Genomic DNA, 4046 nt, shown 5'->3' on the forward strand with positions numbered 1-4046 from the left:
GATAGCTCATATAATCGCGGGCAAAATGTTCGCTTACGACAAAATAGTCAGTCCAGGCCGCCAGTTTAATATTGCTGGCACGCAGTGAACCCCCGTCCATCACGACTTTGGCGTGGGGCAGTTTCTTAATTAAATATTCACTGATTTCTGCCTCATGGCCGTCAATTAAAATGGTGACCGGCTCCTCGCTGGCAATCAGCCGCTCGGCGAGGTCGTCCAGTTTGAGCTTTTGATCGTAGGTCAGGGAAGGTGGCGTTTGCATCTTGCGGGTAATAATCGTCCGCGAACCCGTTAAGCGATTGACCAGCACCGAGGCCAGCGGAGTGATCATGTCATCGGAAAAAACCACCTGGCTGGTATCCACGCCCGCCTCGGCAAACTCATCGATAATGCGCTGGCCGTAAAGGTCCTGATGCAGATGACCAATGTAATAGACTTCCTCACCCCATAATCCCAGCAGCCATGCCGCATTGGCCGCTGGGCCGCCGCCGCTTTCTATAAAATCATGACAAAAGTTTTTGGTATTCTCCTGAGGCCATTCATTGAGAAAGAAAAACTGATCGAAACAAGCAAATCCAATGGACAAAATAGCCATAACCACTCCTGATTATTGGTCAGCGGCGGGAAGCGTGACCTCCCCGCCGGGAAAAATGACGTCGCTTATTCATTTTTCTGCTTCGCCGTGAGCTCCTCATAGCTGAGCGTATCGCCAACCACCCGTACGTGACGGAAACAGAAAGGCGCCAGCAGCGCGACGAGCAGCACCAGACAAATCAGGTAGATAGTGACCTGGCCAAACTGGGTGAAGGCGTTACCGATAATGATGCCCCATACCGCGAAGTCGAAATCGGCGAAGGTGCTGTTTTCAAACCCGAGGTTGCCGAGCGCCGGCAGCAGCATCGCCGGCAGGAAGGCGAGGAAGATCCCCCCGATAAAGGAGGCGATGATACATCCGCGCTTGCCGCCCAGCTTGTCGGCGAAGACGCCGGACGTGCCGCCGCAGAAGAAGTGCGGCACCATGCCGGGAATAATCAGCGCCATGCCCAGCCCGCCGAGCAAGAGCATCCCGACCAGCCCGCCCACGAAGGAGCTGATGAATCCCACCACCACGGCGGTGGGGCTAAAGGTGAAGAATACCGCGCAGTCAACGGCCGGGATGGAGTCCGGGATCAGCTTCTGGCTGATGCCCTGGAATGCCGGCACCAGATCGCCGAGGATCAGCCGCACACCGTTGTACACAATGGCCACGCCAACGGCGAACTGCAGGCCGGTCAGCACCGAGAAGATCAGCATGTTTTGGTCGGTGATGGTGCTCAGGTATGCCGACCCGGCGACAGCGCTGCAGACAAAGTAGATAACAAACATCACGATACCGGTGGTGACGGTGGTATCGCGCAGAAAGCCCCACTTTTCTGAAATTTCGGTATCCGCGAAGGAATTTGCCGGATTGCCGGTCCGGCTGGCGATCCATGCCGAGAGGTAGTAGCCGAGGGAGCCGAAATGACCCATGGCGATCCCACCGTCTTCCGTGACCTGCTTGGTGTAACGCTGACCAATCGCGGGGGAGATGGCCGACCATGACCCCAGCAGGAATCCGCCGATCAGGATCAACATCCAGCCATGGAACTCCGCCGCCTGCAGGACAGCGGAAAACAGGCAGGCGAGGAAGAACGAGTGATGGCCGGTCAGAAAGATATATTTATACTTGGTACAGCGGGCGATAATCAGGTTGAAAATAAAGCCTAACAGCAAAATACTCATGGTTTCCACGCCCAGCATCTTCTGGGCGACGGAGACAATGGCTTCATTGTTTGGAATAACGCCGCGGATATTAAACCCGGCCTCGATAATACCGCCCAGCGGGTTGAGATTGGCAACGATAACGCCTGCGCCAGCGCTCAACATTAAATAGCCTAGAATCGGTTTTAATGTGCCGGTAAGGAGTTTGTTACCGGGGGAGCGCAGCGCCACTAAACCGACAAAAGCAATCAGCCCCATTAAAAAAGCAGGTTGACTGAATATTTCCGCTAAGAAACTAAGAATAGCCTGCATGGTCGTTCCCTCTATGTTAATTAAGAGTGATTCGCCGCAATTTTGGTCAGCGCGTCGGTAATATCCTCGGCGATTTTCGCTTTATGGACATAGCTGCGAATGATGGCGACATGACAGTGGGTTGGAAATTGATTTGCCAGTTCTTTGATCGTGATGTAAAGATCGGCTTTTTCGCCGACGGCGTTAGCAAAATCGACCGAGGCGACGTCTGCTTTGATACCTAATTCTTCACAGATCTTTTTGACATTATTCGCAGCCATCAATGAACTGCCAATACCGTTACCACAAACCGTTCTGATAACTAACATAATGACTACTCCATTTGTTTTTGGATGAAATGTAAGACTGAATTCACGTCATTTTCCTGCTGAAGGAAGGTCACAATATCTGACTCGATCAGCGAGGCTATCAGTTGGATCATTTTGATATGACTGTCAGCGTCCGCGCCGGCGATAGCGATGATCACGGTAACCGGATCGAACTCATCGTGGCCGAAGGAGATTGGGGTGGCGGTGGTGACAAGCGAAAATCCGGTCTGCAATGCCCCTTTTTCCGGCCGGGCGTGCGGCATGGCAATCCCGTCGTCTATGACGATAGCGGCGCCGAAATCTTCATATACCGTCAGCATCTCGTTGACATATTCGGCGCTGCAAATCTGACGCCTGGCGAGTAATAAACCCGCCAGTTCGATGGCTTCTTCCGCACGGGAAATATTCTGCTTAAGGGCGATTAACGACGGGTCAAAAATAATTTCCATCCTCAGCTCCTGAACGTATTCCTGTTCCTGAGTAAAATCATGACTAAATACATTGATGAAAATGATGGATGAGATCACATCCGGGGTTTTAAATATTGATGGGGATCACATCGACGGCAAAGTACCGGCAGAAAACGATATAAATAATTTATGTATTTTTCAGTGGGTTATGAAGGCTTTGTATTTTGACGCTGAAATTTGACAGAGAAAAAGTGAGAGGTAGGGCGAATTTTTTCGGCAGAAGTGTATCTCTGGTCACAAATATCGGCGGGGCATTTTCTTAAATTTTGACACCGCTAACAAAAAAGGCCCGCCTGAGCGAGCCTTTTATTAAAACGCGTGCCGATTACAGGCTGGAGACGTTTTCGGTCAGGTATTTTGCTACGCCTTCCGGAGAAGCAGCCATACCTTCTTTTCCTTTTTCCCACTGCGCCGGGCAGACTTCGCCGTGCTCTTCGTGGAACTGCAGCGCGTCAACCATACGCAGCATTTCGTCGATGTTACGGCCCAGCGGCAGGTCGTTAACCACCTGGTGGCGTACCACGCCGTTAGCGTCGATCAGGAAAGAGCCGCGCAGCGCTACGCCTTCGTCCGGATGCTCGATACCGTAAGCTTTCTGGATTTCACGTTTGATGTCAGCAACCATCGCGTATTTAACCGGGCCGATACCGCCCTGGTCTACCGGGGTGTTACGCCATGCGTTGTGAACGAACTCGGAGTCGAAGGAAACGCCAACCACTTCCACGCCGCGTTTCTGGAATTCTTCGTAACGTTTGTCGAACGCGATCAGCTCAGACGGGCACACGAAGGTGAAGTCCATCGGCCAGAAGAACAGAACGGTAGGTTTACCGTTGGTGTGCTGTTTGAAATTGAATTTCTCAACGATCTCACCATTACCCAGCACAGCGGCTGCAGTAAAATCCGGCGCTTGACGAGTGACCAGAACCATTTGATTCTCCTGTAATTACTAAGGTTATTTGGAACGCAACGCGGGCAAGTATAGAGCCTGGCCGCTAATAACACAAAGAGGCGCTAACAATCGTTCAGCCAGCTTTTACCTATCAATGATGCAACGATTACAGCTGTTTGTTTTCTGCCAGGCGCATCATCTGCGGATAAAAGCGCCAGAACTGCCCCTCCAGCTGGTCGTAGTGGGTATCCAGATCCTGCCAGGAATCGCGTAGGGCGTCGAGACGCGGACGGCGGCTGGCCATGCCGTTAAGCACGCGCTGAATAA

The 4046-nt window shown here is 52.2% G+C and carries 7 protein-coding genes; 1 reads left to right on the forward strand and 6 read right to left on the reverse strand.

Annotated features, from left to right (window positions below; translation table 11 throughout):
- The 4 genes from ACZAHD_RS22050 to ACZAHD_RS22065 all read right to left on the reverse strand — a co-directional run.
- Positions 1 to 595 (reverse strand): carbohydrate kinase family protein (locus ACZAHD_RS22050; RefSeq protein ID WP_462458639.1); only part of this gene is annotated, 595 nt, incomplete at its 3' end.
- A 65-nt stretch (positions 596 to 660) separates the two neighbouring features.
- Entirely contained in the window at positions 661 to 2052 is a 1392-nt protein-coding gene (locus tag ACZAHD_RS22055) for a PTS ascorbate transporter subunit IIC (RefSeq protein ID WP_012542705.1), read from the reverse strand.
- Positions 2053 to 2072: 20 nt separating this feature from the next.
- Positions 2073 to 2360, reverse strand: a complete 288-nt coding sequence (locus tag ACZAHD_RS22060; protein ID WP_012542704.1) for a PTS sugar transporter subunit IIB — start codon at positions 2358 to 2360, stop codon at positions 2073 to 2075.
- A 5-nt stretch (positions 2361 to 2365) separates the two neighbouring features.
- Positions 2366 to 2809 carry a PTS sugar transporter subunit IIA gene (locus tag ACZAHD_RS22065; protein WP_008805368.1) on the reverse strand — a complete coding sequence of 148 codons (444 nt, stop codon included), beginning with the start codon at positions 2807 to 2809 and terminating at the stop codon, positions 2366 to 2368.
- A gap of 55 nt (positions 2810 to 2864) precedes the next feature.
- Here ACZAHD_RS22065 and ACZAHD_RS22070 point away from each other — a divergent pair, with 55 nt between their 5' ends.
- A complete protein-coding gene (locus tag ACZAHD_RS22070) occupies positions 2865 to 3011 on the forward strand; it encodes a hypothetical protein (protein ID WP_012542702.1) in 147 nt (48 codons plus the stop codon).
- Between the two features lie 144 nt (positions 3012 to 3155).
- Here the strand turns inward: ACZAHD_RS22070 and ACZAHD_RS22075 are convergent, their stop codons facing one another.
- On the reverse strand, positions 3156 to 3758 hold the full coding sequence (locus ACZAHD_RS22075; protein WP_004178733.1) for a peroxiredoxin: 603 nt from the start codon (positions 3756 to 3758) through the stop codon (positions 3156 to 3158).
- A gap of 127 nt (positions 3759 to 3885) precedes the next feature.
- The coding region (locus ACZAHD_RS22080) for an ACP phosphodiesterase (RefSeq protein WP_462458640.1) at positions 3886 to 4046 on the reverse strand (161 nt) is incomplete at its 5' end.

The sequence above is a fragment of the Raoultella sp. genome (assembly GCF_039594335.1).
Lineage (GTDB): Bacteria > Pseudomonadota > Gammaproteobacteria > Enterobacterales > Enterobacteriaceae > Klebsiella.